This is a genomic window from Nostoc sp. LPT, from assembly GCF_017115165.1.
Taxonomy (GTDB): Bacteria; Cyanobacteriota; Cyanobacteriia; order Cyanobacteriales; family Nostocaceae; genus Nostoc.
Genome location: NZ_JABXKF010000057.1, coordinates 17,266 through 42,272 on the forward strand (window position 1 = coordinate 17,266; position 25,007 = coordinate 42,272).

Consider the following 25,007-nt stretch of genomic DNA (forward strand, 5'->3'; position numbering starts at 1 on the left):
GCAATTAGGAAACAAGTCAAATCAAGCCATTATTTGTGCTTTTCACAACTGACCTTCCTAAAGTTTGCCAACTGTATTTACATCTGAATAGGGGTGAATATGGAACTTATGGATGGCACACGCCTCCTAGCAAATCGGTGCAGACGGCGGAGTTTTTTGTTGGGTGCAGGATTCTTAACGGGGTTAACAATAGCTAGTCAATGGCATCCGATATTGGCTAACTCAAGGTTTTCTAGCTATCCGTTCAGTCTTGGTATTGCCTCTGGCGATCCTTTGCCGGATGGTGTTGTTATCTGGACACGACTGGCTCCAAATCCACTCTCTGGAGGTGGAATGCCACTGGTAAATGTTCCAGTGCGGTGGCAAGTTGCCCTTGATGAAAATATGAAACAGGTTGTGCGGCGAGGAACAGTACTAGCGACACCAGAGTTAGCACACTCAGTCCACGTTGATGTCCGTGGGCTAAACCCTGACCGTTGGTACTGGTATCAATTTCAAGCAGGTAAGGAAGTTAGCTCCATTGGACGGACTCGCACAGCACCAGCATTTTATAGCTATACCCAACAACTGAACTTTGCTTTTGTCTCCTGTCAAGACTGGCAAAATGGCTACTATACGGCTTATCGGCATTTAGCTGAGGAAAACCTCGACCTTGTGGTTCATTTAGGTGACTACATCTATGAATACGGGCCACAATCTGGTGGCCCGCGCCAGCATAATAGTCCAGAAATTATCACTCTTGGCGACTACCGCGATCGCCACACCCTGTACAAAACTGACCCAAATCTCCAAGCTGCTCATGCGGCTTTTCCCTGGATTGTCACTTGGGACGATCATGAAGTTGACAACAACTACGCCAACTTAATCCCGGAAGATAACCAGACCCAAGAAGCTTTTAGAAAACGCCGAGCCAATGCCTACCAAGCTTACTACGAACACATGCCCTTACGTCAGTCTTCATTGCCCAAGGGCCCAGACGCGCTGCTTTATCGGCGGTTGACTTTCGGTAATTTAGCTGAGTTCAACGTCTTAGACACCAGGCAATACCGCACTAATCAACCTTGTGATGACGGAGTGAAGCCTCGCTGTTCCCAAGCTTTTGATCCCAATGCTACAATGACCGGCTCAGAACAAGAGCAATGGCTACGAAAAGGGTTAGACCAATCGCGATCGCGCTGGAATGTGATTGCTCAACAGACCATGCTAGCCGAGTACAATTTCAATAGTAGTCCAGGTGTCAGTGTCTTCAATGTAGATCAGTGGGACGGTTACGTGGCTGCACGTAATCGGCTCTTGAGTTTTCTCAACCAGCGCCAACCCTCTAATCCGGTGGTAATTACTGGAGACATCCATTCTAGTTGGGTACACGACCTCAAGCTTGATTTCAATAACCCAAACTCGCCGACTGTAGGCACTGAGTTTGTAGGAACTTCAATTACATCTGATTTTCCCACGGCATTCATTGCTCCAGCTCAAGCTTCCCTAAGCAACAATCCTCATACTAAGTTCTTTGACGGTGCTTACCGAGGATACGTCCGCTGCAACCTGACTCCAAAACGCTGGCAAAGTGACTATCGCGTTGTATCAAGTATCGTTGACATCAATGCCTCTGTCAAAACCCTAGCTTCGTTTGTAGTCCAAAACGGACAACCAGGGGCACTTCTAAGTTAAGCAAATCTCACAAGCAATCAAACAAACCCTTCAGATTATATTTGGAGGGTTTCAATATAGCCTTAAATATAATTCCGACTATTAAAATATCCGAATTCGGATGTTGTTATCCTGCATTTTGCGGGTGTTCGGATATAGCAATTTTATCTGAGTTACCAAAATTGCAAAACACTTAAAAAAGGTAGAAAATATGGTTAATTCAGCAGGAGTGTACACTATTCAAGTCGGAAGTGATCGCCTGTTAAAGATTACACTAAATCAATTTTGCTGAAGAGTTGTTTTAGCATTTCTTTGCAATACTTAACCAACTCTTAATTAAAAAAACTTAACATAGATTAAAAATAATAACTAACATTATAATTTATTAAGTTCATCGGGCTACATTGAGAGTATGCTTAATAGTTGAAGTCTAGTTAAAAGTTTAAATAACTAAGTGCAAATAAACTTAAACATTTATTTAGTTTTTTATCCTTTGCCGTTTGTTTAAGTGTTAAATACTAAAAAACAAAGTTTATTTGTTCCGACTTACTAACTAGGTTGTCAAGTAAGGTGCTGAAAATCCGACCAGAGCCAAGTACCAACAGCGAAAACAAAAGTAAACTTCACAAAAATTACGTAAAATGATCAGAAGAATTTTGCTGGCTGTATCGGGATTGGGACACGCAGAGGAAATGCTCAAAACCCTGAAAGAAATCCCTTCAATTCAATCTGCAAAAGTTACAATTTTGCATGTTGTTCCTGCACAAAGAACTGCTACTACCATGACAGCTAAATGGGAAAATGGTGGTAAAATTCTGGCGAATGCCATTCAAACCTTGAACTTAGATCCTAGCCAAGTTTCTTCAATTTTGCGTGAAGGCGACCCTAAAGATGTGGTTTGCCAAGTTGCTGATGAAATCGACGCTGACTTGATTATTATGGGTTCACGCGGACTGAAACGGCTGCAATCGATTTTATCAAACTCAGTCAGTCAATATGTTTTCCAACTATCTTCTCGCCCCATGTTGCTGGTAAAAGATGACATTTATGTTAAAAGAATTAAGCGCATTATGGTGGCAATAGACAATTCTGATTCAGCAAAAAATTGCTTGAAATTGGCATTGTTTTTACTCCGAGATATTCCGGGAGGCGAATTAATTTTGGCAAATATTAGTACAGATTTTGGCGGTAAAAAATCGGAAATAACCCAGGTTAATTCAGATAAAAATCCAGTTTTAGCAGCCGCTGTTGCAGAAGCTGAAAAACAAGGTATCCAATCTCGTTCTTATATCAGCAGTGGCAAGCCTGGTGAAGAAATTTGTCGATTGGCAGAAGAGTTGAATATAGACTTATTATTGCTCGGTTCTCCAGATCGTCGTCCATCGATCGCTAAGAGTTTTGTTGATATAGATCGGCTCATCGGATCTTCCTTGTCTGACTATGTTCGAGTCAATGCCACTTGTCCAGTATTGTTGGCGCGGACAATCGCTTAAAGTAAACAGTGCTGAGTATAATAATTGTTATCATAAAATAGTAAAGAAATAAGATTTGTCTTGTCTTTACTATTCAGCACCGACCACAGGCTACGCTAACAGCACTAAATTGATAGTTGATAAATAAAAACCCCTACACTATTGGCGCAGGGGTTATTTATTTTATACACAAATTCTTAACTATCTTTTCCACCTTCGCGGCTAGCAGTTTGGATGTACAGAATTAGTAAAAACACAGCAGGGACTAGTACGAACAAAATGCTCGCTATGAATCCCAGGTCATTAACTTGCATGGCAAGAAAGCCTCTCTTAAATTTCCAGTCAACAACATTAGGATAGCATCAACGATGACAGAGTTATACCAATTTAAAATTCAAAATTCAAAATATCCGCGTAGCGTCTCGTAGAGGGGAAACTCAATTTTGGTAAGTATTTTGACTACTGACTGGATACATGACAGATTTGAGAACTTAAGGCTTCGTGACTACGCTGACTGAGCCATTCACTAAAGTTTGACAGGCAAGGCGGTAATTTTCCGGCTTTTTCTTGAATTTTCGGTTTTCTACGTCTGTGCGGGGGGAAAGATTTTCTAGTCCTTCGACTATTTCCACAACACAAGTACTACACTGACCGTTACCACCACAATTAGTCATCTTGCCAATCAATTTATATATGTCAATGCCATTTTGTATCGCCTTGAGGCGGAGATTAGCACCATCTGCCGCCACTACTTCTTTATTTTCTTTGATGAATTTGATATTACCCACAACTAATTCCTCCTTAACTATAAGCTTGGCTTTCAAGGCTTGATATTGACATAGCTTGATTAACATCTTATTTATTATAATAATTTGTTGCAAAATATTAATAAATATTAACTTTATCAAACACGGCGCTGCAAAAAAAATAGGACAGGTACTCTACCTGTCCTATAAATTGAACAATAGATTAACTTATCTAAATCCCACAGCTGCTTGCCAAACGAAAGCAAGTAACAAGAAGAATACGGGGATAACTGGGAGAACGTCTACCAAAGGATCGAAGATTTGGTAAGCTTCTGGCAGTTTTGCTAATAAAAGTGCTGCTTCCATGTTTGTTTAAATCCACCTATCCAACATAGCTTTCATAATTGAGAAGTATCTTAACATGGTTTGGTCATTGGTCATTGGTCATTGGTCATTTGTCATTTGTGATTAATCCTCTGCTCTTCCGCTCTCGATTATCTCATCTCCCCTTTCTTCGTTGAGCCAGTGACCAAATTCTGCGGCAAAGCGATCGATCAATATTGCTTCTCTAATTTTTTGCGTAAAGCGAATTAGTTCAGTAATGTTGTGAATGCTCAACAAGGTATAAGCCAAAATTTCTTGCGATCGCACTAAATGAGATATGTAAGCACGGCTAAAATTTTGACAAGTGTAGCACGGACAAGTTTCATCTAATGGCGTAAAATCGTCACGAAACTTAGCATTTTTTAAATTCCAGCGTCCGCCTTGGACTATCGCTGTACCATGTCTTGCCCAGCGAGTGGGAATGACGCAATCAAATAAATCTATACCAGATGCGATCGCGATCGCCATTTCCCGATAAGTACCCACACCCATCAAGTAACGCGGTTTTTCAGGGGGTAGAAGCGGTGCTGTCACTTTGACAATCTCAGCCATCAATTCTGGCGGTTCGCCCACACTCACGCCACCAATGGCATATCCGGGCAAATCCAACTTAGCCAAAGCTTCCGCCGCACGGCAACGCAAATCCAAATACACGCCCCCTTGGACAATCCCAAACAACGCCTGATCGCTGCGTTGATGAGCTGTTATACAGCGTTCTAACCAGCGGTAAGTGCGCTCAGTTGCAGTTTCTACCTCTTGGCGAGTCGCTGGGTAGGGCGGACACTCATCAAAGGCCATAATCACATCGGCCCCCAAAGTATTTTGAATCTCAATGGAGCGCTCTGGTGTTAAGTTAATAATTTGTCCATCATGGGGCGAGCGAAAAGTTACGCCTTCTTCAGTAATTTTTCGCATCTCACTTAAGCTGAAGACCTGAAACCCACCCGAATCTGTGAGCATTGGGCCGTTCCAACCCATAAATTTATGCAACCCACCACCCCCAGCCACGATCGCTTCTCCTGGTTGTAGGTGAAGATGATAAGTATTGGATAAGATCATTTGCGCCCCAGTATCTCGTAGCTGAGATGGAGTAATAGTTTTGACATTTGCCAGCGTTCCCACTGGCATAAATCTGGGGGTTTCTACAAGACCGTGAGGGGTGAAAAACACTCCTGCTCTAGCTTTTGTCTGACTACAGCAAGCAAGACATTGAAAAGAAAAATTCGCACTCATGCCATTTAGAATTTTAGATTTTAGATTTTGGATTGTGAAACACTAATCGGTAAAGAGTTTCAGAAATCCATAACTAGCAGCCATAAAACCAAATGGTATTAGGGCAAGATTAATATTATTTGGCTAAATTATCGACAAATATCAAAATTGGTAATTGAGTTTTAGCGAACACTTAAGCATTCATTACTAACCTAGTTACCAACTTTACGAGTATATAGTCTAAATAATTGTTATTTAGAAAGAATCAGAACAGTCATCGTCAATTTCTGCATCCCACCTGGCTGAGAGTACTTGTTCCATCATCGCTTCTATAGCGCTGACATTGAAGCTTCGCTCTCGTCGCTCTTGTAAAGGTGTCGATCGGGGAATTAACCGCAGACACACTCCTTCTTGCATCAAATCGAAGTAGGTTTCTTGTTGCGACGACTGTTTTAGTTCCAAGTAATCAAAACTACAAACATTCAGATATAGCGCGCGGTTAGCCACTAAGGTAGACCTTTGCGGATTGGCAAAAACTTCCATCACATCCCCTTCACCCTCGCTCAGTACCTTATCTTCTTGGGTGTAGATGTAGTGGACTCGACCTAAATCTGCCAGCAATCGCCGGATGTCGAGCTTATTCACAATGATGCCCGTGTTAATAATGCACGGAGCTGGTATCCTGGTGTCGGGTAGATGGTGACTCATAGGAAAATTGCGATTGAGCTAAAAAGAGCAACAACATAGCTAAACTGTCATAATTGAATAGCTTGTTTACTCCCTACATTTAAAAAAATATCAATTTTATGGGACAATCGTCTAATAATTTGGAGTAAGTTTTTAGTTGACGAATACAAAACACAAATTTTACTCCCTAATGGAATTTTAACTTCCTAAATACTTGTTTATGTATAAGGAATTACTCCAATTATTTAATTGCCACTTAGACCAGCATAACAAAATTTTTAACGAGAATGTTTAATGGAAGTAAATCTTATCTAAAGTTTTAAAGTCTACTGATGTTGGTTGTACCGAAATAAAGACTATTATCTAGCAATTTACCAAAAAATAATGTAATTTAGATGACGAAACAGCAACAGTGGTGGAAAAAGCTGCTGTTAAAGCTGGCAGCTAGTATTATATTTTACACAATTATTCCACTACCTTTTTTAAACGGATTGGATTTTCGGGGAGTGGCACGTCTTGCTTCCCTTGTCGGGTTGATGATTGGGGGAATTTTAGGGTTACTGGATACGGGAATAGATTATATTGGTATGCCCGTGCTAACTCGTAGTACTTTGGTAGTAAGTGTTTGGATTGCCATAACTGGAGGATTGCACTTAGATGGGGCAATGGATACTGCCGATGGTTTAGCAGTGGGTGACCCAGATCGGCGACTGGAGGTGATGGCAGATAGTGCTACAGGAGCCTTTGGAGCAATGGCTGCGATCGCCTTGGTGATACTGAAAATAACAGCTTTAGCGGATATACCAGAAAACCGTTGGTTATTGCTGATGGCTGCTTGTGGCTGGGGACGTTGGGGACAGCAACTAGCGATCGCCCGATATCCTTATCTGAAAGCAACTGGTAAAGGCGCATTTCACAAACAAGCCATTCGTTCTTACAAAGATTTGTTACCGGGATTGTTGTTGTTGTTTAGTTTGAGTGGTTTACTTTGGCTAATAGATAAACAGCAGCTATTTTTCGCACTGACAATCATAGTTGTTGGAAGTGCGATCGCCACTTTAACTGGTGCATGGTTCAACCACAAATTAGGTGGACACACTGGAGATACCTACGGCGCAGTCGTTGAGTGGACTGAAGCCTTATTTCTCTGTGTATTAACCGTTTTTTAAGAAATGGGGAGTGGGGGAGGCAGGGGAGCAGGGGGAGATGAGGGGGATAGGGAGACAAGGGGGAATTATTGAATAAATCTCTCCCTTATCTCCCCCCTCTTCCTTGTTTCCCTCATCTCTTCTCCATGCCCTGTTTGGCCAATGCCCACTTCATTTAATCGGTTGCAACTTCGTCACTTTGAGTTTAAAAGTCCCAACCCCAGTTTCCCCAAAAGACCGCACACGAATAACATAATTCCCTGTCTCTACGATGCGAGTAAAGAGTAAGGAATTGCTACTACCATCAGGACCATCATCATTTTCTGCCAGAGTCGAACCATCAGGTGCCAGCAGTGTAATGATACTGTCAAAGTTTTCCGATGATAGGTCAACTGCTAAATTATCGCCCTTCTGCAACTTCACAGTGTAATCACGGGCAAACCCGCCTTGACCTGTGGGAATGTCTTTGTCGGACAGGCTATCGGAAAGTTCAGTACTGTTAGATAAAGGAATTGGACTATATAATTTATTTTGAGCAAAAGCTGCATTTGTACTAATGCCTATTGCCAGCAATGTGGCAGGAATGATGATGAGTTGTTTTAAACCTGCCGCAAAAACTTTATTCATACATTTTAAGCAATTTTTCTACAAAAATAGGTTAATTCGGTCAATGTATCCACTTATTAGTCGAAGCTTGCGCGTTAATTCTTGATTTACCCGTCTTTGACGGCAGTGGCTACAGCTACTAATCCTAAAACCACAATTCCATACTGACGAAGTGTTTGCACAGCAGACCTGGCAGTAGCACCAGTAGTATAAATGTCGTCCACTAACAGGACAGGGACATTTGGAGGACGATGGCGAAATTCTTGCCCAATAGCAAAAGCTTTGTCCAAGTTTTTTTCTCGTTTAGATACCGACAAACCAAACTGCGCTTCAGTTTCTCGCACTCTTGCTAAACCGTTTAGTTTCAATTTTAATCCAGTAATTTCGCAGAAGCTTTGGGCTATCAGTGCGGCTTGATTGTATTTACGTTGTTTTTGTTTGCTAGCGTGGAGTGGGATAGGAACTACTACAGGCTGGCTATCTCGCCTTGGTGAATTTAACAACCATGCTTCTCCTAACCATTGACCCAAAGGACGAGCTATTTGGGGTTGATTTTCGTATTTCATTGCTGCGATCGCTCGTTTCACTGGGCCACCATATTCCCCCCAGCCAAACACAGGTATAGGCTCTTGCCATAAAGAAATCGGGTCTTTACGTTGACATTTTTGCAGTTGTCTGGTGCAGTTCTGACAGAATTCTTGGGAAGTTGCGCGTTGACATAGGGGGCAATGGGATTGGAGAAAAAGATTGAGTAAGCCTGTGAGATTTTTAATCCAAGCGTGCATTTAGAATCGTCCTTTGTCATTTGTCATTTGTCATTTGTCATTTGTCCTTTGTCATTTGTCCTTTGTCCTTTGTCCTTTGTCATTTTTATTATTTAGCTAGTAACTCTTGACTAATGACCATTGACCAATACAACTCTTGGAGAGGCTGCGTCAACGACAAAGCTTAGTACAAGTGCCCAATGACCAATGACCAATGACCAATGACTAATGACCAATGACCAATGACTTAACATACACGCGATCGCACCTTGTTGTTTCTACTCCCGTTGCTGGAGTGTAGCCATTGCTTTCATACAGCTTGACTGCTTCCACCAAAACGCTGGCGGTTTCAATCCAAATTTGTTGAAAACCACGTTTTGCGATCGCTGCTTCTAGCTGTTGTAACAAATATTTCCCTAATCCCAAACCCCTGATGCTGGGCAAAAGATACATTTTGCGGATTTCTACAGCTTTTTCGCCTCGGTGTATGGGGTAGTATGCTCCAGTACCTACTAACTGACTTTGGTGTTCAATTACCCAAAACTCTCCCCCAGTAGCTAAATAACATTCCTCTACGCGCAGCACATCTTGGTCAGCACCCTTTGGTTCCCAACCCAGACCGTATTCTGATAATACATAACTGATCACTTCAGCGGCTCTTGTGCGATCGCTTTCCACCCAATTACGAATTAAAAAATCTTGATAATAGTTTTTCATTACCATTTGCTGGTCAAGTTTACACAGAAAATTTTTCTGCATCTATATCCCAATTTACTCAGCAAATAGCAATTTTTGCAGAGTCCATTTCAGGCTGTACTCTCAAGGCGTGAATTATGTCAGTGCTAAGAAAAGTCATTTTTAACGAAGAAATCGGCTCTACATCTACCTACATCATCAATGCCCAACCAGGTGTATTCTTGCCAAATATGCTGATTGACAAATTCTTTATGACCTTAAATTTAGATTTATGTAAAAAATAATTCCAAAAGATGTTCGATCTCTGCCTTTTTTGCAACATTTGCCTGTACTGCGATTGCACCTTCGGCTGCAAGATGTTTGGCAATAGAGGCATCGATTCTTTTGGATGCACCCGTAAAAACTGCAATTTTTCTTGCTAGTTTTTTTATGATTATGAGTGCTGTAGTTGTTGAGTTTGAAAGAGTTGTCCGAAACGGGTTGCGAAAAAACGAGAACGCACCCGTTTGGGTCTTCAACATCAATGTTTTAAATCAGTGGCTCGGTGTCACCCCTTGCAGAACGACAGCAGGTCGGCGTTGAGCCTGTCTGCATGAGTATTGGTGTTCCAGGGCTGACTCGATCTGCCATGCCCACGATGATCGTGGGTGATGACGCGATCGCCCTGCGATGCCAGGAACAGCGCTTGGATTTCCCAGCTATCAGCATTAAGCGGCCAGCCGTGCGAGAGAATAACTGTGGGCCCTGTTCCCCAGTCCTTATAGTATATCTGCATACCCTCTTTGGTAGTGATTGTACTCATGTGAATCCTATGTATATCGAGAGCAAAGACAACTATTAGGGCAATGTCGCTTCAGAAATGCTCAAAGTGTTGTTGGCGTCAGCTTTCGAGGACTCATTTGCTGGAACAGATGCAGTTATCTCCCCAATGGTGCTGTCGTTTGTCCCGCTACCAGGACGCAAGGCACTTAAAGCAGTCTTAATCACAACAGCTGTAGGTACTGCCACAATTACACCCAACAGTCCACCAATTCTTGCCCCTGTTAAGACTGAAATTAAAATCCAAACTGGATTTAAACCAGTAAAACTGCCTAAAATTCGGGGGGCAATTAAATTTTCGAGAATTTGCTGTACAATTACCGCTGCGATCAACACTCTCACACCCATTGAAAAATCTTGCAACGCTACCAATAGTGTAGTCAGGGCGATGCCTACAGAACCACCAAAGGGGACGAGAGCCATCAGACCAATAGTTAGTCCGAATAGCAATCCAAATGGCACTTTCAGCCACAAAAAGGTAGGAATAAGGGCTGAAGCCATACAGGTAGATAAAATCAACTGGGTGATGAAGAAATTTTGGAAGCTTAAGCGGACTGTTTTAGAGAAAGGATCGCGAAATTTATTAGGTAGCCATTCGACTAAACTTTCCCAGAGTTCACCCCCGTGCTGTAAAAGATAAAAAGTCAAAACCATCGTCAAGAGAATATCTAGCAGACTAGTAACTGTGAGTACAGCCAGATTTAAAACTTGTCCTGCGATCGCTTGTAATTGTCCTTTGACGCGATCGTTGATTTGCACCACCAGAGCATCGAGGTTAATCGGTAAGCCAAAAGTCTCAGCTTTTCCGTTTAATATCATTAACTGAGAGCGTCCAGAGTCGATTAACTCTGGCAAACGCGCCACCAGTTGTTGAGCTTGGGTAAGAGCCAGGGGAAAAAGTGTCACACCCAACGCCAATAAAATCGATAAAGCCAAGAGAAATACTAAGATAGCGACTTGCTCTCGCTTTGCACCATGATGCTCCATCCAGCTCACGGGGTAGTTGAGCAGAAATGCTAGCACTGAGGCTGCGACTAAAATGACTATGAGAGAATGGAAATAATTGAAAAATACCGAAAGTGCCCAACCATTGAGAACTAGCAGCGGAAGGAATAACGCGATCGCCCCGATTCGCGCTATTGGAGTGAATCTTTGCCACCAGTCGAGTAGCTTACGTGTCTGCATTTTGAGCTGATTGCGGAATAGAACTAAATGAAATTTTCCTTTACAGCTTATTATCTCTAACTATATGAGTCTTGTTCATCCTTCTAGTTTAGGAGTTAGACTAACCCCAATGGAGAATTTTGAACCAAAAGAGAATAGGGAGTGGGGAGCGGGGGAGCAGGGGAGCAGGGGAGCAGGGGAGCAGGAGAAGAATAATAATGCTCCATCCCCAATGCCCAAAATACAGTTGCTTTTACATTTAGTTCCGATCGTCGGCTTTTTCCCATCCTTGTGGACGCTCTATCGGGGCCAGGGTAGTCGGGAACAACTTGCTATTAGTCGTCTGTCTATTACTTTGGCACTTACTTGGCTGTTGAGTTATCTATTATTGGCCACCGGAGCAGCAACTTCAGATTTTTTTCCGCTACGTCTATTTATCCTCAATAGCTTTCTCACATCAGGTTACTTTTTAGTAAGTGTTTGGTTGATTTTGCGCCTAATGCAGGGCAAATCTGGTCGTTTACCAGGGTTTAGTAGTTTAGCTGAACGAGTGCTTGGCAAGTATTTATCTTAATTTTTTATGGTGAAAATTTGTCGGTATTTTTACTGATTTTTGGGAAATTTATGGCTGATTTATTTATATATCTAGTCAAATCCAGTTTATTATTACCATACTTCAGTAAAACATCTCCCGGTTGTCCCAAAAAAAGAATAAATGCTGCTATAAGTGTTGTGGTTGACACTACATTAAAAAGTTAGCACCGATAATTAAGAGTTAGCTATTATGGGTTGATTTGTTTGGATGTTTTTAGTCTGCAAAATTACTGAATTTGATTAGTGAGTAAGTGTGAGGAAGTCTGTGACCATTCAAAGAAGTTCGGCGGAAGAAAACCAGTCGGGAAAAGCCTCAAAGTCCAATAAAAAAATTTCCCAAAACTCGACATCAGGACGTTGGCTGTGGTTTTGGGTAGGTATGAGTGGTATTGCGATGGTATCAGCAACTGCGGGGGCACTTTTAGCAGTGTCTTTGACCAGTACGCCTTTGCAACAAGCGCAGCTAACTCCCAAGGATGAGGCGGCTTTTGATAGCGATCGCATTTCTGGAGGTGTGCTGCGATTTTCAGAATTAACTCGTCCAGTGAATCTTTTGGTGATGGGAATGAGCGTACTTCCCCCAGATATCCAAAACCCTCCTGAAGATACCAAAAATCTCAAATACCTGCCCCAAGTCAACTCCTTTGATGGTCTTTCTGATGTGATGCTCTTGGTCAAATTTGATCCAGAGACGAAAAAAATAAATATGCTCTCCATTCCCAGAGATACCCGCACGGAAATAGAGGGTTATGGAGTAAAAAAAATTAACTCCGCCAACGTTGAAGGTGGGCCAGCTTTGACTGCCAGAACTGTCAGTAATCTCTTAGGAGGGGCAGGAATTGATCGCTATGTGCGAATTAATGTTTTGGGAGTTGCCAAGCTGATTGATGCTTTGGGTGGCGTGACTGTCTACGTCCCTAAAGATATGAAATACCAAGATGATTCTCAGCATTTGTACATCAATTTGAAGGCGGGTAAGCAGCATCTCAATGGCGATCAGGTACTACAATTGCTGCGTTTTCGCCATGACGAACTCGGTGATATTGGTCGGATTCAGCGCCAGCAAATGGTCATCCGCGCTTTGATGGAGCAAACACTCAACCCAGCTACTGTTGCTCAATTACCTAAAGTTCTTGATGTCGTGAAAGAACACATTGATACTAACTTGACGGTTGAAGAGTTAGTGGCGTTAGTGGGTTTTGGGGTGCGGACAAATCGCTCTAATATGCAAATGTTAATGCTGCCAGGTCGCTTTAGCGAGAAAGGCGAGTTTGATGCTAGTTATTGGTTGCCCAACAAAGATGGTATTGCCAAACTCATGGCTCAACACTTTGGTTTGGAGTCAGAACAGGAACAGCTGGCGACTGCGACTGACCCCCGCTCTTTACGTGTAGCAATTCAAGATAGTACAGGTGGCGATCGCTCTAACCTCCAACCATTAATTAGAGCTTTGGAAAAATCTGGATACCGCAATATCTATGTGGCCAAAGCATGGGGTGAACCTTTAGATGTAACTCATATTGTCGCCCAACAAGGTGATGGTGACAGTGCTGAATCAATTCGCAGCACTTTAGGATTTGGAGAAGTGCGCGTGGAAAGCACTGGCAACCTTGGCTCGGATATCAGTATCCAAGTGGGTCAGGATTGGTTGGAACAAAAATCTATTTTGGAGAAGTCGTTGACACCCTAAAGGGTATATCTGCTGATACTGAATTTACTACCTGGCTCAGTTCTTGGAGTTTAGCTGCTACTACACCATTGGTTAATAATTCTTCTGCTTTCGCTAAACCCTTTGCCATATCTGGACAAATACCACTCCGCCATAGATAAAATCCGCCATTCCACAAGGCTGTTTGCATCAATTCACCTGGTTTACCTGCCAAAACCTCTTGAATATCTGCCACCAGTTCTTCAGTAGTTCCAAGGGGTACGTTCTTGGTAGTAAAGCCGTAATCACGTGGTACGAGGTGCAATCGTTCTACCTCGTGGGATGCTATAGATGCAGATAAGCTGATGATTGCAGTGCGATCGCGCGGTAAGTCGCAACTCCCTTCCAATCCTTTAACTAAAGTAAATTTTGTTACTCCCCGTAGTCTTAAAGCTATTTGAAACATCCCTTCTGTCGGCGGATGGACAAACCCAGCAATTAGGTGAACATACCCAGCATAAGGACACCAAATTAGTTCCATTGTCGCCAACGGCGGACGTTTGCCAAGTTGGTCGCGGTACTCCCAAATACTTGTAGTTAAGGGAAAATGCTGAGGTAAATAAATAAAGCCGATTCCCGTTTGCTCAAACACTTGCTGAGTTTGTGCTAGGGGTAAGGTAGTCCAATCGACTCTTAAACCCTGCCAAATATCTATCAGGGGTAAGCCGTACTTAGTTGGTAGGCGATCGCCACCATGCATTACCACTGGTTGTCCTACTGCGGCGAGTAGTAAAGCTGTTACCGGACTAATTGGTGCTGTGCGTGTTCTACCATCGTATGGTATGCCAAGAGCGATCGCTGGGCGCCCAGAGGCTATGGGTTGCAGTTTTGGCCCCAGTTCCTCATAAGCATCCAACATTCCGGCTAACTCTTCTCCCGTAGGACGCTTGATTCGGTGAGCAATCAAAAAGGCTCCAATTTGGGCTGGTGTCGCTTCACCCAGCAGCATCATTTTAGTAGCGGTGGCTGCTTGGGCGCGAGTTAAATTCTCGGCTGTGTGGTTTCCACTGCCTACTTTTTGCAGAAATTCCCGAAATACATTGCTCATTTTTCCTTTGTCCTTTGTCCACCGTCATTTGTCCATTGTCCTTTGTCCTTTGTGATAACCGAAAATGACTAATGACCGAATTTTAGATTTAAGAAGGTAAAAATGAGTTGTCAACAGCAGGTTTACCCATTGGGTTAGGAATCGCGCAAGAATAACTTACCTGATGATTTGACAAGACAAGATTAATCTGGTAAGCATCTGCTATGCCAACAACGAGTCTCTCAAAGCTAAGTTTGATTGCCTTTCACCTCATTTGAATGAGAGGCTAACACGTATGAAGGGCAGCCACAGAAGCCATTGCATTAGGCAGAGGGGGCATTAGCCAAGTTTCAGAAGCGACGGGTTTATCGGCAAAAACGATTAGAGTTGGAATTCGTGAGCTTGAAATTGAGGTAGATACTCCGCTCAAACACACCCGGTTTCAGAAAAGGATTCGTGGTATTGGTGGAAGGAAACGTCTGCAAGATATTGATAAGACCTTAATTCCAGACCTGGAGGCATTAATTGACCCAGTAACTCGTGGAGATCCAGAATCACCTCTGCGACAAGCAACTATGCAGCGTTTGCCTAGAAAAGTCTGAGTTTGATGGGGACTGGAATTACCGGATTATACCTCAAAAGGATTTTAATCTTTCTTCTCCTTCAGCAAATAGGTAACTTATTTCTGCGCGATCGCTTAGGTGATGTCAGACGGTCGGAGACTGCTATTGCTGTTTGACCCCAGAATCCCCCGAATTCAATTCGGGGGAGTATGTCAATAAATTATTTAGCCCAGAAGTTTGTCTACCTTTAACAAAGGGCTTAAGCTTGTTGTTAAGCCCCAAATCTTGTTAATTAAAAGTTATAAAATCAGCTTTATACTACACAATATATACAGTGAAATTAACTAGGTTGTCCTGACCAAATCTCAGTGAATCACCGTTAAGTAGGCGATACTGCATACCAGGAGTTAGAGGATTGTTGTTTAAATAAATACCATTTGTACTCATATCAACAATCATGTAAGAATTTTGCGACCAGTCCCAATCGACTCGCGCATGACGACGAGAGACTATTCCCTCACTGGGAATACCAGTCAAGTCAATTTCTGGTGGCGCTATTCCTGGACTCTGACTGCGGCGACCAATATAACCTCCTTCCCCAACGAGATGAAATTCTCTGCCGGTGCTATGAATCAGCTTTAAAGCTGGCGCTCTTTGAGAGGGAGGGGTATAAACAGGCGGTGTTGGTTGATAGGAAACTCTTGGCTGATAGACTGTTGAATAATCAACGGGGGCTTGTTGGGGAACCTGGTAGTTAGGTTGGTCTGTGGCTGGGCGCTGATACTGAACAGGCGGTTGTTGATTGGGCGGTGGTTGACTAGGCGGTTGTGATGTAGGGGCAACTACATTACCCACAGGAGTAGAACACCAGGGACAAACCTTAGCATTGTTAGGCAGGGCGCGGTTAAAATATTCGCAACTGGGATTAGGGCACCGATTTGCAGGCATAAGATTTTATATCATCAGGCATAGGTTGTAAAGCTACAAGACCTACTTTACTAAGTAAACACTGACCCTGACGAGTAGTTAGCATCTGGGCAAATGTAGAACCACCAGGCAGGCGGTTGCTGTCTTTAGAGTACACTACAAAAATAGGGTATCCCAGAGGGTAGCTTTGGAAAGTTGTGACATCAGCATAATAATCATCATGCTGACACAAGTCATCTGAGGGATTAATTGAGCGCCGATCGCGCTTTTGAAACAGAGGTTGAATAGCCGATTTTTTGCCATCTGCGATCGCTAGCGGATAGCCAGTACACTGAGTCGAAGTTTTACTGATAATGCCAAAACTGATAATACCAGTGCTTCGCCCTTCTAAAATCTCACTACGTATCAGGTTTTGAGTTTTTGTTGTATCAAGTTTAGTAACTTTTGCTGCAAATAAAGCTTCGTCTTGAGGGGCATTTTTCAGAACTATTTCTTGAAATTTACTGATTGCTTCCGGTTCAGTTGGGGCAAAAGGTTTCACAGACAGATTTGGAAGTTTGGGACTAATCTGCTGCCAATTAGTAATTTTGCCTGTGTAAATTTGACGCAATTGCTCAAGATTGATTTGCCCCCCAAGAGCATTAGCAAGATTTGAGTCTCTTTTATTAAATGCTACAAAAACAAGTAACCCATCATAAGCTACTGGTTCTTTATTAAGTTTATCTGTAATGTTGTCTACCAAACTAGTAATTGCAAAATCTTTTTTGTTTGTTTGGACTTCTTCGAGACTTTTAATCGGATTATTTATATTTGATGACAAAACAGATTTATAGTCAAATGTTGCTGTTGCATCTAACTTTGGTCGGGTCAATAAATCTCCTAAACGACTGTTGTCCACTAATTGCGTCAAAACAAAACTCCATGTACTATCTTTTTCTCCTGTGTAAGTAAATTGTCCAGAAGGAACGTTGGGAACTTCTGAAAAATTCCGCACAAGTCTAGACCATTGTATATATTGATTAGGACTAACTGTTTTCCTACCCCAAAGCCAATACCAAATTCCCCCACCAAGTAGTAATAAAGCCAGGATTAATAGCAAAAGTAAGGGGATTGGCAAAGGCTTTTTTATTTCTTGAGAACCTGGCGATCGCACTGAAATTGAACTTTTAGCACGATCTTCTTGAGGAAGTTCTAGCAGTGCTTGACGAGCCGCTTCTGCACTCTCGAAAGGAGTTTCCAGCCCGATTAAACGATAAATAAATTGCTTTAAATGGCTATCGGTATCCGGCCATTGTTGATTATCTCTAGGATCGAGAGGCTGGTTGGATGAAAAATTAGTTGTCCGCCCTACCCATAAAGAAAAGGCTAGCAATCCTAATGATTCTAAATCTTGGCCAGTCCTGGCGGGAGCAGGTTGAGGAATAATCGGTGGAATAAATAAGTTTTCCCAGATAGCTAAATCACAAAAGTATATAGAAAACTTTTGATTATTTTCTACTTTAATTAAAGTACTATCTAAATTGATATTGCCATGAGTGATACCCAGTTGTGTTTGATTGGATGGAAAACGCAGCTTTTGGGTGTGGAAAAACTGGAGAGTTTGTAAACCTTGATTTAGTACTTCACGCACATCAGAAGATGTCATGGCTCCCTTCTCTATGAGATACTTACCTAAAGTTTGGGATGACTCTATGCCTTGAGTAATTAAATAGCAGCGTTCTCCTTTTGCATCTGCGATTGCTTCTTTAGTTTCCACAAGACGGAAGTTTTGAACTCGACTATCGGCTAAACTTACCCCACCCACCCGTTTAAAAGTCTCTTTCCGCTTTTGAGTCTCACTTTCATTAAAAGAACGATTGGGGAGCAGGTATTCTTTGATGATTACAGGTTGTTTGTCTTTAAGTTGAACAGCTGAGTATAAACGGCCTAAACCCCGCACACCGACAAAACTAGCTATTTGATAAGTTCCCTGACTTCCTTTAATTTCAGCCTCCTGTGGTAAAGTTGCTGGAAAACCACATTCCAAGCAAAACTTAGCACCCTTGATTTGCTGCGCCGTTTGGAAGGGGCGATCGCAACTTAAGGGAGAATTGTACGAGCAGGGGTATTCTTGATATAAAGATTCAAATGAAGGCATATACAAAGAGTTTCGTAAATTGCGCCGATTACTTCCGTCGTGCTCAAGTGTGAACTAATCCTAGCTTGATGGCAGCCACAATCGCTTGAGTCCGACTAGTAACCTTCAATTTTTCAAAAATACTGGTGAGATGCGCCTTAACAGTAGCAACTGTTACATATAAATGTTTAGCGATTTCTTCATTAGAAGCACCTTGAGTTAACCAGTATAAAACTTCTTGTTCTCTTTCGGTTAAATGTACCTCATGACATGCTTTTACACAAGAATCTGAATAAGCCTGAAAAAACCGAAAAAATCGACTAGCAACTTCTGAAGGTAGATAAATTTCCGATCTTGTTACAGTGTCAATAGCCTCACACAATTGGGTTGCCACACGATTTTTAAACACATAACCTGCGGCTCCCGCCTGCATTGCTCTAAAAATCCAGTCGTCTTCTTGATGAGCCGACAATACTAAAACCTTGCCAGTAAAAGCAGCTTCTTTAAGACGTGCCAAAACTGTAATTCCATCACATCCTTTCAATTGCATATCCAGCAAAATTAAATCTGGACACTTCTGGGTTGTAAACTTCAAAACCTGCTCAACAGAATCTGCATCACCCATAACTTCTATAGGTAATGCAGAATTAATACTATAAAAATTTAGGAGAGTACGTAACCCTTGACGGAAGCGTTCTTCGTCATCTACCAGCAAAACTGAAAGTTTTTTATTATCATTAGCCATATCTTTAAATTACGAATTATTTATCCATTCCTTGGTCGAGGTAAAATTACAGAAAATTGTGCACCACTTTCTGATAAAACTTGTGCCCAGATACTTCCTTGATGATCCAAAATGATTTTTTTAGCAATAGTTAACCCCAGTCCTGTGCCTCCTTTACGCCGGGAATAAAATGGGGTAAATACTTTTTGTGAATCTTCTTGAGACAATCCTGGGCCTTGATCGGAGATTTTAATTAAAACTTCATCTTGAAAAATTTGCCAGCTACAGGTAATAGTTCCTAAATTTGGGCTGAAATGAACAGCATTACTAAGAATATTGTCAAACACTTGTTTCATTTGTAATCTGTCTATCTTCAGTATTGTCGATGTATCTGGAATCGATATTTTAAGTTGTTTTTGATTAATTAGAGGTTGTAAACTTGTGATACTTTCAACTACTAAACTTCTTAAATCTTGAAATTTTACCCTTAATTTTACACTTTGACCGCAATCAATCAGTTCGCTTAAATTAGTATCTAAATCTTGTATGCTTTCGCCAATGATTGTTGCTTGCTCTTGCCAAGGGCTATCCTTTAACCCTAAGCATAGATTGTGTGCATATAATCCGATGAGTCCTAAAGAGTTACGCAATTGATGTCCGACTCGATGCAGGATATCTTCTAGTAGTTTAATTTCAGTTTTTTGTCTTCCATAGTCCAAGGAAATATCTACATACTTATTCAGAAGCATAGCAAAGCGTTTTACGTACAATTGCAAACTCTCTGAGAGAGGTTCATGAGTAATGATTTGAATGTATTCAGGTTTTTGATTTCTATAGCCTATAGGGCAAATGTAAGAAATGGATGAAAAGTCTTTAAGTCTAAATTCATGTAAAGTCAAAGCAGGCGGAAAATCTGTAAGCCATGATTCTGACCGCAAATAAGCTAAAGTTTTTGGGGAAAAAGGAGCTTGGTCTTGACCATAATTTATAACTTCTTGATGAGCTTTTAACAATGAATCATGATAGACAATCCGAGCGAAAAAAATTGGATATTGACTAGTTAACTGCTCAGACTCTAGCTGACAAAAGCTTTGGATGTCTGAGGAACTCAAATAATTAGAGCCACTTTCTAGTTTTTGTACAGAAAAGCCTAGTGTCATAGCTTCACTCGCTTTTTGCAACTAAATGTTTTTACTCTTCTGCTGACCAGTATAAAATTATGCAGTCTCAAGAAAGTTTATTTTTTTGTTAAGTTCTCTTTTAAGATAATTCATACAAACAAGAATTTTTAAGTTTATATTCACAGCGGATCTCACTTTTATAAGTATAGATTGGTACGTAGTAGTTATCATTTGTAACACTTCGATAAATCTTCTGGGATGGGCGTTTCACTCTAACTAGGGAAGGCAAGATGCCCACCCGACAATAAAAAAATGTAATGTATCAATTAAGAACCGCTCCAGACTAATCTACAAACTGAAGTTGCTGCTTTTCGGATTCTTGAGAAACTAATATTTTCCAGCTCCTCAATCATCATTCTGGGGGAGATGGGGAGTAAGGGAGAAGTTGCAGTAAGTATTTACCCTCTGCCAATGCCCTTCAGGAGTGCTGAGTGCTGAGTGCTGAGTGCTGAGTGCTGAGTGCTGAGTGGGAAATCTCACTTCTTTACTCGCTTGCCGAGGAACTCGAAACGGGCTAAACGCCCCGCTGACGCTAACGGAACTGTTTTGCCCAATGCCTAATCCAAAAATATCGACAAAAGTCTAATTAACTTTAAAAGCCTAATACATATACTGTAGATGCATCTGGATTAGCTACCAGCAGAACACCCTGATGCTTATCTTCGTTCTTCAAACTTTAGCCGAAATTCTAGCTGGAGGAACCTCACTTACCAGTACAGAGCAAATTGACTTTAGCCATCCTGGTAATCGAAGGGAAGAGGGAGCAGGCCCGACTCTCAATTTATACATTTTTGATATACGTGAGAGTAAGCAGGTACAACATTCTGGCAGGCAAGTTGAACGCAAGCTAACACGCGCTCTACAACCTGCTACTGTAAATTGGGCACCCGCTTGGTTTGATGTTTCGCTGCTATTAACAGCCTGGGATAGAACAGCTTTAGGTGAGCATCACTTTATTAGTGAGGCGTTGACTGTGCTGTTACGCCATCGCACCTTGGAAGAGGAGTTTTTGGTTCCTGAATTGCGGGGCTATGGGAATTTGAACCTGACAGTTGCCTTAGAGCCGCCAATTGAGATTGGCTCTTTATGGAGCGCTCTCAATGTGCCATTGCGTTCAGCCTTATATTTGACAGTTACAATACCCTTCGAGCCACAACCTACTCCAGTACCTTTGGTTTGGGAGCGAATTTTCAATTTGCGAAATCAATCGTCTCGCGATAGTGACAGTCTAGTATTAACCAGGCGAGTTGCGATCGCGGGTATTGTCAAAAGTGCGGTGACAAATTTGCCGCTGGTAGCGACAGAAGTGGCTGTGAGAGGAACTGAAAAGTCCATATTAACCACCCAAGAAGGGTTGTTCTTCTTTGAAGACCTTCATTTAGGTAATTATGTTTTGACTCTGAATCATCCTGGCTATTTACCCCAAAACGTCAATGCATTGGTAGATAACCAAAGTAATACTTTCAAAGAAATATTTCTAACTCCTGAATAATTAGATTTTTAATAACTTGGAGAGACTTTCATGGCTAGACTTGATTACTTTGCTCCTGGTGTCTATATTGAAGAAATTGACCGCGGTAGCCGACCAATTGAAGGTGTTAGCACGGCAGTTGCCGGATTTGTCGGCTTTACAGAGGACGTTCGCGGTGGGGCTGAGTTATACAAGCCCGTGTTGGTGACCACTTGGATGCAATATCTCAACTACTTTGCCCGTCCCAACTCTGATGGGTTCACCGACTTCAACGCCTATTTACCCTTTTCAGTTTACGGCTACTTTATGAATGGTGGTGGTCGCTGCTGGGTGACAAGCATCGGTACTCAATTACCAGGCGCACCCAAACCCGCGACTGCAGAACCGGCTATTCTAAGAATCAACGCTCGAGGTAATCGTCCAGCCCTGCGCTTTACTCTGCGCCCTGAGCAAGCAGCAGGTGGATTAGTAAATATTGTCATTATTGAAGGTTCGCCACGTGCCCTACCTGAAGGTACTGAAGGAGAAGCTCCTCCAAATACAGGGGAATACTTCACAATTGAGATTCGTCGGGGAGATGAAGTTTTAGAGGAATATGAGAATTTGACCATGAACCGCGAGCCTGGTGCTCAAGCCGCAACTTATGCGGTGGCGGCATTGAGAAATTCTATGTATGTCACTGTAGAAGATATTACTCAAAGCGGACAGCCTTTAGCTCGTCGTCCGGTTAATGGTCAATATGAACTAGCGCCGCCTATTGTCGCCACTCCACCCGATAGATTTTCACAAAATTTAGAAGGGGTTCGAGACGATCGCACCGGGGTACGCGGTATCTTTGAAGTTGATGAAATCACGATGCTGGCCTGTCCTGATGTCATGCGGGCTTATCAAGAGCAAGTGCTTAATTTAGATCAAGTCCACGGCATCATCGAACTGATGATTAGTATGTGCGAGGGTTCTGCCAGTGGCGATATTCCCAATCCGCCCAACCGCATGGTTGTACTGGATGCACCACCGGAAGCCGTTAAACCGCAGCAAGTAGTGGAATGGTTGAACAGATTTAACCGTCGTTCGATGTTTGCGGCCCTTTATTATCCTTGGATCAAAGTACCGAATCCACGCGATCGCGGTAATCCAATTTTAGTACCTCCTTGTGGTCATGTGATGGGTGTTTGGGCCCGTACCGACGAAACTAGAGGAGTTTATAAAGCCCCAGCAAATGAAGTTCCCAGAGGCGTAATTGGTTTGGGTTATGACACTAACTTCCGCGAACAAGAACTATTAAACCCCTTGGGGATAAATTGTATTCGCAGCTTCCCCAATCGAGGTATCCGCATTTGGGGCGCACGCACTCTAGTTGAGCCAGATAAAACAGAGTGGCGTTACATCAGTGTGCGTCGGCTAATTAGCTATATCGAAAAATCTCTAGAATTAGGAACTCAGTGGGTAGTTTTTGAACCGAACGACCAAGATTTATGGGCGCGTGTTACCCGCACCGTCAGTAACTTCTTAGAACGTATCTGGCGTGAAGGTGCTTTGTTTGGGGCATCTCCAGCACAAGCATTTTATGTCAAGTGTGACGAAGAATTGAACCCACCAGAAACCAGAATTTTAGGACGTTTATATATTGAAGTCGGAGTTTGTCCCGTCAGACCAGCTGAATTTGTTGTTTTCCGCATCAGCCAATGGAATGGCATTGAAGATAGCGAATAGGGCATGGGGGATTGGGCATTGGGCATGGTTATTTTCTTTGCCTCCCTCATCCCCCTCATCTCTCTCATCCCCATTCCCAAATTAATTACACATAAAGGAGTCTAAAAGTATGGCAGGCGAATTTTTAACCTCTTGTAAATTTTACTTCGAGGCTGATGGAATTACTGATAAGTTCATTAAAGAAATTAGCGGACTAGGCGTTGAGAATACACCAGCGCAAGAAGTTCACGGTTCATCTAAGGGCGCAAAACTAATGCGTCAAGCTACACCAACTGTTGTTAAATTTACTAATATCACAGTAAAAGTCATCGCCACTGATGATATAGACCTTTATAAATGGTATCAAGACTGTAACGAAGATATGGGAGACCCTCGGAAGTGGGCACAGAATCGTAAGACTGGTTCGGTGGTTGCTTACGACCAACAAGGCTCTGAAAAGGCACGGTGGAACATTGTCAATTGTTATCCCTGTAAATACACCGGGCCTACCTTAACAGCCTCTGGTGGAGATATGGCAAATGAAACTGTTGAATTGGTTCACGAAGGAATTAAACGGATCAAATAATTAGCATTTGCAGTAATTAACACCAATTTGAAAAAAGAATGCGACAGATACATACTCTCAAACCTTTCTTCTGTCTGGCTTTCTTAATTTTGAATGTGTGAATTTTGAATGCGTGAATTTTGAATTGGTATAACAGTGGTACAATCCGCAAGTCGAATTCCAGAAGTTCTTACGGCCCATCGGTTCTATTTAGAACTGACACTAGAAGGTCAAAACGATGCCAATTGTTTCTTTTTGGAGTGTCAAGGCTTCAAAAGAACACAAGAGGTAATTGAAATTACTGAAGTCACTTCTCAAACCTGGGGTACAAAAGGGCAGTCAAAAGGTCAGGTGGTGAGAACTAAACTTCCTAGCAACCCCAAGAGTGGTAATCTCATTCTGCGTAGAGGTACCACTAAATCTATGGATTTTTGGAAGTGGTTTGAAAAAGTCCAACAGGGTAATTGGTCTGAGCAACGTAGACTTGTTGCTTTGTCTATTTATAATCAGGCAAATGAAGAAGTAGCTAGATTTGAATTAGCCGGTGCTTGGCCTGCAAGTTACAAGATTGCCGATGTCAACGCCCGCAGCCATGACATCGAAATTGAGGAAGTGGAGGTTGCTTTTGAGGAATTTAAACGCGTGAAATAATTAGGAGGATTATGTTTCCCACAGAGTTTGAATTTACACTGCCAAAGGGGTATCTAGACTCTGAAGGCAACCTCCATCGCAAAGGTGTAATGCGGTTATCAACGGCGATAGACGAGATTGCACCCTTGCGTGACCCACGTGTTAAAGCAAATCCCGTTTATGCCACAATTATTATATTGTCGCGAGTGATTACCCACTTGGGTGCTTTATCAGAAGTGACTCCTGCAATCGTGGAAAACTTTTTTTCCCAAGATTTAAATTACCTCCAAGATTTTTACCGTCGAATCAATGGATTGGAAGGCGAAACTTCCATACCAGAAGATACAGTAAATTCTCCCGAAGCACTTCTTCATAATTGAATTGGGGAGTGTTGAGTGCTGAGTGTTGAGTGCTGAGTGCTGAGTGCTGAGTGCTGAGTGCTGAGTGCTGAGTGCTGAGTG

At 42.3% G+C, this 25,007-nt stretch carries 27 protein-coding genes; 11 read left to right on the forward strand and 16 right to left on the reverse strand.

Translation table 11 applies throughout. The features are described from left to right. The first annotated feature begins 99 nt into the window (after positions 1-99). A complete protein-coding gene (locus tag HWQ58_RS13625) occupies positions 100-1,671 on the forward strand; it encodes an alkaline phosphatase (RefSeq protein ID WP_292863032.1) in 1,572 nt (523 codons plus the stop codon). 620 nt (positions 1,672-2,291) lie between these two features. After that, entirely contained in the window at positions 2,292-3,143 is an 852-nt protein-coding gene (locus HWQ58_RS13630) for a universal stress protein (protein WP_292863035.1), read from the forward strand. 176 nt (positions 3,144-3,319) lie between these two features. On the opposite strand, the gene psbM is transcribed toward HWQ58_RS13630, so the two are convergent. From psbM to HWQ58_RS13655, 5 genes are all read right to left on the reverse strand, one after another. After that, the gene (gene psbM / locus HWQ58_RS13635) at positions 3,320-3,436 is read right to left on the reverse strand and encodes a photosystem II reaction center protein PsbM (protein WP_084227279.1); all 117 of its coding nucleotides are present in this window, start codon (positions 3,434-3,436) and stop codon (positions 3,320-3,322) included. 177 nt (positions 3,437-3,613) lie between these two features. Next, complete coding sequence (locus HWQ58_RS13640; protein WP_292863038.1) at positions 3,614-3,910, reverse strand: 2Fe-2S iron-sulfur cluster-binding protein; 297 nt, start codon at positions 3,908-3,910, stop codon at positions 3,614-3,616. Between the two features lie 186 nt (positions 3,911-4,096). Continuing rightward, the gene (locus tag HWQ58_RS13645; protein ID WP_006195022.1) at positions 4,097-4,234 is read right to left on the reverse strand and encodes a photosystem II reaction center protein K; all 138 of its coding nucleotides are present in this window, start codon (positions 4,232-4,234) and stop codon (positions 4,097-4,099) included. Between the two features lie 102 nt (positions 4,235-4,336). Beyond that, positions 4,337-5,485: a tRNA guanosine(34) transglycosylase Tgt gene (tgt, locus tag HWQ58_RS13650; RefSeq protein WP_292863041.1), complete on the reverse strand. Its 1,149-nt coding sequence runs from the start codon at positions 5,483-5,485 to the stop codon at positions 4,337-4,339. Between the two features lie 234 nt (positions 5,486-5,719). Then, entirely contained in the window at positions 5,720-6,172 is a 453-nt protein-coding gene (locus tag HWQ58_RS13655; RefSeq protein WP_094347994.1) for a hypothetical protein, read from the reverse strand. A gap of 374 nt (positions 6,173-6,546) precedes the next feature. Here HWQ58_RS13655 and cobS point away from each other — a divergent pair, with 374 nt between their 5' ends. Beyond that, complete coding sequence (cobS, locus tag HWQ58_RS13660; RefSeq protein WP_292863044.1) at positions 6,547-7,320, forward strand: adenosylcobinamide-GDP ribazoletransferase; 774 nt, start codon at positions 6,547-6,549, stop codon at positions 7,318-7,320. A 150-nt stretch (positions 7,321-7,470) separates the two neighbouring features. Here cobS and HWQ58_RS13665 read toward each other — a convergent pair whose 3' ends face one another. The 3 genes from HWQ58_RS13665 to HWQ58_RS13675 form a co-directional block, all read right to left on the reverse strand. After that, entirely contained in the window at positions 7,471-7,926 is a 456-nt protein-coding gene (locus HWQ58_RS13665) for a PPC domain-containing protein (RefSeq protein WP_292863047.1), read from the reverse strand. 86 nt (positions 7,927-8,012) lie between these two features. Continuing rightward, positions 8,013-8,690 carry a ComF family protein gene (locus HWQ58_RS13670; RefSeq protein WP_104908223.1) on the reverse strand — a complete coding sequence of 226 codons (678 nt, stop codon included), beginning with the start codon at positions 8,688-8,690 and terminating at the stop codon, positions 8,013-8,015. Between the two features lie 204 nt (positions 8,691-8,894). Continuing rightward, positions 8,895-9,386 (reverse strand): GNAT family N-acetyltransferase, encoded by a 492-nt coding sequence (locus HWQ58_RS13675; protein ID WP_292863050.1) that lies wholly within the window; start codon positions 9,384-9,386, stop codon positions 8,895-8,897. 116 nt (positions 9,387-9,502) lie between these two features. Here HWQ58_RS13675 and HWQ58_RS13680 point away from each other — a divergent pair, with 116 nt between their 5' ends. Beyond that, on the forward strand, positions 9,503-9,649 hold the full coding sequence (locus HWQ58_RS13680) for a hypothetical protein (protein WP_292863053.1): 147 nt from the start codon (positions 9,503-9,505) through the stop codon (positions 9,647-9,649). On the opposite strand, the gene HWQ58_RS13685 is transcribed toward HWQ58_RS13680, so the two are convergent. From HWQ58_RS13685 to HWQ58_RS13695, 3 genes are read right to left on the reverse strand one after another with little or no spacing between them, the layout of a single operon-like run. Beyond that, on the reverse strand, positions 9,635-9,886 hold the full coding sequence (locus HWQ58_RS13685; RefSeq protein ID WP_292863056.1) for a hypothetical protein: 252 nt from the start codon (positions 9,884-9,886) through the stop codon (positions 9,635-9,637). The two genes, HWQ58_RS13680 and HWQ58_RS13685, sit on opposite strands and share 15 nt — an antisense overlap. Before the next feature lie 26 nt (positions 9,887-9,912). After that, positions 9,913-10,167, reverse strand: a complete 255-nt coding sequence (locus HWQ58_RS13690; protein ID WP_366837905.1) for an alpha/beta hydrolase — start codon at positions 10,165-10,167, stop codon at positions 9,913-9,915. Positions 10,168-10,202: 35 nt separating this feature from the next. Continuing rightward, positions 10,203-11,369, reverse strand: coding sequence for an AI-2E family transporter (locus HWQ58_RS13695; protein WP_292863059.1), 1,167 nt, complete (start codon positions 11,367-11,369; stop codon positions 10,203-10,205). Between the two features lie 211 nt (positions 11,370-11,580). Between HWQ58_RS13695 and HWQ58_RS13700 the strand changes: the two genes are divergently transcribed. Beyond that, positions 11,581-11,922, forward strand: a complete 342-nt coding sequence (locus tag HWQ58_RS13700; protein WP_292863089.1) for a hypothetical protein — start codon at positions 11,581-11,583, stop codon at positions 11,920-11,922. 285 nt (positions 11,923-12,207) lie between these two features. Further along, positions 12,208-13,632, forward strand: a complete 1,425-nt coding sequence (locus tag HWQ58_RS13705) for an LCP family protein (protein ID WP_292863063.1) — start codon at positions 12,208-12,210, stop codon at positions 13,630-13,632. Here the strand turns inward: HWQ58_RS13705 and HWQ58_RS13710 are convergent. The 5 genes from HWQ58_RS13710 to HWQ58_RS13730 form a co-directional block, all read right to left on the reverse strand. Beyond that, on the reverse strand, positions 13,604-14,698 hold the full coding sequence (locus tag HWQ58_RS13710; protein ID WP_292863066.1) for an anthranilate phosphoribosyltransferase family protein: 1,095 nt from the start codon (positions 14,696-14,698) through the stop codon (positions 13,604-13,606). The two genes, HWQ58_RS13705 and HWQ58_RS13710, sit on opposite strands and share 29 nt — an antisense overlap. Before the next feature lie 860 nt (positions 14,699-15,558). Further along, entirely contained in the window at positions 15,559-16,188 is a 630-nt protein-coding gene (locus HWQ58_RS13715; protein ID WP_292863068.1) for an FHA domain-containing protein, read from the reverse strand. After that, positions 16,166-18,304: a substrate-binding domain-containing protein gene (locus HWQ58_RS13720; protein ID WP_292863071.1), complete on the reverse strand. Its 2,139-nt coding sequence runs from the start codon at positions 18,302-18,304 to the stop codon at positions 16,166-16,168. Before HWQ58_RS13720 ends, HWQ58_RS13715 begins: the two co-directional genes overlap by 23 nt. A gap of 43 nt (positions 18,305-18,347) precedes the next feature. Then, positions 18,348-19,028, reverse strand: coding sequence for a response regulator transcription factor (locus HWQ58_RS13725; protein WP_292863074.1), 681 nt, complete (start codon positions 19,026-19,028; stop codon positions 18,348-18,350). Positions 19,029-19,048: 20 nt separating this feature from the next. After that, the gene (locus HWQ58_RS13730) at positions 19,049-20,167 is read right to left on the reverse strand and encodes a HAMP domain-containing sensor histidine kinase (RefSeq protein ID WP_292863077.1); all 1,119 of its coding nucleotides are present in this window, start codon (positions 20,165-20,167) and stop codon (positions 19,049-19,051) included. A 673-nt stretch (positions 20,168-20,840) separates the two neighbouring features. On the opposite strand from HWQ58_RS13730, the gene HWQ58_RS13735 reads away from it, so the two are divergent. The 5 genes from HWQ58_RS13735 to HWQ58_RS13755 all read left to right on the forward strand — a co-directional run bounded on the left by HWQ58_RS13735 (position 20,841) and on the right by HWQ58_RS13755 (position 24,926). Continuing rightward, positions 20,841-21,680, forward strand: a complete 840-nt coding sequence (locus HWQ58_RS13735) for a Pvc16 family protein (RefSeq protein WP_292863080.1) — start codon at positions 20,841-20,843, stop codon at positions 21,678-21,680. A 30-nt stretch (positions 21,681-21,710) separates the two neighbouring features. After that, the gene (locus HWQ58_RS13740) at positions 21,711-23,372 is read left to right on the forward strand and encodes a phage tail sheath C-terminal domain-containing protein (RefSeq protein ID WP_292863083.1); all 1,662 of its coding nucleotides are present in this window, start codon (positions 21,711-21,713) and stop codon (positions 23,370-23,372) included. A gap of 109 nt (positions 23,373-23,481) precedes the next feature. After that, positions 23,482-23,937 (forward strand): phage tail protein, encoded by a 456-nt coding sequence (locus HWQ58_RS13745; RefSeq protein ID WP_094331970.1) that lies wholly within the window; start codon positions 23,482-23,484, stop codon positions 23,935-23,937. Positions 23,938-24,072: 135 nt separating this feature from the next. Further along, entirely contained in the window at positions 24,073-24,567 is a 495-nt protein-coding gene (locus HWQ58_RS13750) for a phage tail protein (protein WP_292779117.1), read from the forward strand. Positions 24,568-24,578: 11 nt separating this feature from the next. Beyond that, positions 24,579-24,926, forward strand: coding sequence for a hypothetical protein (locus tag HWQ58_RS13755; protein WP_251959044.1), 348 nt, complete (start codon positions 24,579-24,581; stop codon positions 24,924-24,926). The last annotated feature ends 81 nt before the right edge of the window (positions 24,927-25,007 follow it).